Annotated in this window: 1 pseudogene; it reads left to right on the plus strand. The window is 80.2% G+C overall.

Features of this window, described 5'->3' with window-relative positions:
- Positions 1–1,135, plus strand: a pseudogene (locus GTW40_RS18270) (nickel transporter); the annotation flags it as partial.

Consider the following 1,135-nt stretch of genomic DNA (forward strand, 5'->3'; position numbering starts at 1 on the left):
GGCGCGGTGCCCCGGCCCAGGAGGAGGGCGGCCCGGCCGCGCTGGAGACCGCGCAGGCGGCGTCCGGCGGTACGGGACGTCGGCGCGCCCGGCCCGCCGACGGCAGTGCGGGTGCCGGTGCCGGTGCCGGTCAGGACGCGGTGGCCGAGGGTGCCGTGATGACGGCGGCCGAGCACGCCGCCGGTACGGCCGCCGTGGCCTCGGGGCTCGGTGCCGCCGTTCCGCTGCAGGGCGTGCCCGCCTCCGGTGGCCGTGAGGAACAGCCGGCCCTGCCGCCCGCGCTGCCCGCCGCCCCCGACCCGAGGGTGGCCGAGGCCGTACAGCCGACCGGACGGCGCCGACGTGCGCTGGGCAGCGCTCCGGAAGCGGCCGATGCCGCGCCGGAGGCCGCCGACCAGGGGCCACGCCCCGTCTTCGCCCTGCCGCCCGCCGAGGCCGACCGCACCCCCGAGGTCCCCGCCGGGATGCCCGCGCTGGCTCCGGCTCCGGTTCCTTCTCCGGTTCCGGTTCCGGTTCCGGGTGACGAGGGGCGGCACGACGCCGCCTCCGTCGACGACGCCGACGAGCACACTCCGCCCCAGCCGCACCCCACGACGTCGCCCACCGGACGCCGCCGCCGCGCGGTGGCCCAGCCGAGCGAGCCGACGCGGGAGGCGCAGGGCGTGGCGACGGTCGCCCCGCAGGCTCAGCCGGGTGCGATGCCGGGTACGCCAGGGGTTCCGGCGCAGGTGCCTGCTCCGGGTGGGGTGCCGGTGCCCGGTCAGCCGCTTCCGGTCGCGGGGCAGCCCGCCGCCGTGGCGGGTCAGGCCGTTCCGGTTCCCGGACAGGCCGTACCCGTGCCTGGTCAGGCCATCGCCGTGGCGGGTCAGGCCGCGCCGGTTCCCGGGCAGGCCGTACCTGTTCCGGGTCAGGCGGTTCCGGTCCCCGGTCAGGCGGTCGCCGTACCCGGACAGGCTCCCGGCACCGCCGTACCGGCGCCCGGACAGCCCGTCCCCGTGCCCGGGCAGGCCGTCGCCCTCCCGGCTCAGGCCCCCGGCGCTCCCGTGGCCGCCCCCGGTCAGCAGTTGCCGGTCCCCGGACAGGTCGCGCCGATCCCGGCCCAGGGCATCCCCGCTCAGGCCCCGGCGCCCGCCGA

The sequence above is a fragment of the Streptomyces sp. SID4985 genome (genome assembly GCF_009863025.1).
GTDB lineage: Bacteria > Actinomycetota > Actinomycetes > Streptomycetales > Streptomycetaceae > Streptomyces.